We start from the raw sequence: 1382 nt of genomic DNA on the forward strand, positions 1-1382 counted from the left end.
GGCGGGTCAAGATCACCCCGCTAAAATTTCAGTCAATGTTTCCCCTGTCCAGCTCAGCAGCAACGCCTTTGCCGGGATAGTGCTATCCATTCTGAACGAAACGGGACTCCCCGCTGAGCGTCTCGAACTGGAGGTGACTGAATCCTCACTCTTTACTGAGAGTGATACGCCGATGAATACGCTCAACATGCTGCGAGGGCTGGGGGTGAAAATCTCCATCGATGATTTTGGTACCGGTTATTCTTCTCTTTCGCGACTCAGCAGGCTTGCCTTCGATAAAATCAAAATAGACAAGTCCTTTGTGCATTCGCTATCAACACAGGAAGACGCCCTTAATATCATCAGGCTCATCACCGGCATGGCGAAATCCCTTAATATGAAGGCCGTTGCAGAAGGTGTTGAAACTCAGGAGCAGTTGGAAAGCCTTCAGGTGCTAGGCTGTGATTTCTCACAAGGCTATCTGTTTGGTAAACCTCAGCCTTATGTCGATGAGAAAATCAGAAACGGATGAGGGGAACATGTGCTTCCTGCCTGTGAATTTATAGCTCAAGCCAGGCATGACCGCTATCTTTGCTGCCCCCTCTATGTAAAACACGTCTGGCCCATCAAATTTTGTGTGCCTCTGAAAGGTGCAGTATGTCATCACACATCTCTTGTAACTCATTGATCAGTCTTGCCACATGGAAACCATCGCACACGGAATGATTTACCAGAACGGCGAGAGGCAATAATATTTTATCACCCTGTTGGTAGTATTTCCCAAGCGTAAACATCGGGGAAAAAAAGTTGTGCATATGAGCAACATTGGTATTGAAACTGGTAAAACTTACCCAAGGAATAGCCGATATGAAAAATACATTTTCCCGAGATTCCGCCTTAGGCCAATAAGAGAGGTTATCACGATACTGTGCCATGTCTTCAGAATAGGTTTTTTGGAAGTGATGAATATTGCCATCGTAGTGACTCCATAATGATGAAAAAGTCTCCGTTTCATTATGGAAAATGGTGTAGCTTGGATGAACTTCATTCCATATAACAAGTTCACTATTCTTTATGGCCATGCGGAACTCTGCATGACTGTTTACGACTTTAGAAAGAAGAAAAATAATAGTAGGATAAAATTTCCAGCCAGCTTGCTTTGTATTTTTTAGCAGCGCGGTAATATCCAGAAGGACGGTTTGGTTAAAAGTACATTCAGCAAACGACTGAAATATTTCAAAATGCTCCCGCCGTGCCCAGCGAGACAAATCAACAGGCGTATATTCCGGGGTTGTTTTTTTCATTTTTTAACCTTTGTTTATAAATTACCTATCAGATGTCAGTCTACGCTTTTGTGGGTAAAAAAAATACATGGCTTAACCCGTTCTGGTGGAGAACGCATC

Annotated in this window: 2 protein-coding genes; one reads left to right on the forward strand and one right to left on the reverse strand. The window is 43.6% G+C overall.

The window, feature by feature from the left end:
- Positions 1-511: EAL domain-containing protein (locus FN633_RS15475; protein ID WP_154058969.1), on the forward strand; the 511-nt coding region annotated here is incomplete at its 5' end.
- A gap of 94 nt (positions 512-605) precedes the next feature.
- Here FN633_RS15475 and catA read toward each other — a convergent pair.
- A complete protein-coding gene (gene catA, locus FN633_RS15480) occupies positions 606-1283 on the reverse strand; it encodes a type A chloramphenicol O-acetyltransferase (RefSeq protein WP_154058319.1) in 678 nt (225 codons plus the stop codon).
- Positions 1284-1382 lie beyond the last annotated feature (99 nt).

Origin of the sequence: Pseudescherichia vulneris (assembly GCF_902164725.1) — a bacterium.
Classification (GTDB): domain Bacteria; phylum Pseudomonadota; class Gammaproteobacteria; order Enterobacterales; family Enterobacteriaceae; genus Pseudescherichia; species Pseudescherichia vulneris.

What these genes read in the sequence shown, in the direction of transcription:
- catA (WP_154058319.1), bottom strand. Translation starts at nt 1,283, where the DNA reads ATGAAAAAAACAACCCCGGAATATACGCCTGTTGATTTGTCTCGCTGG.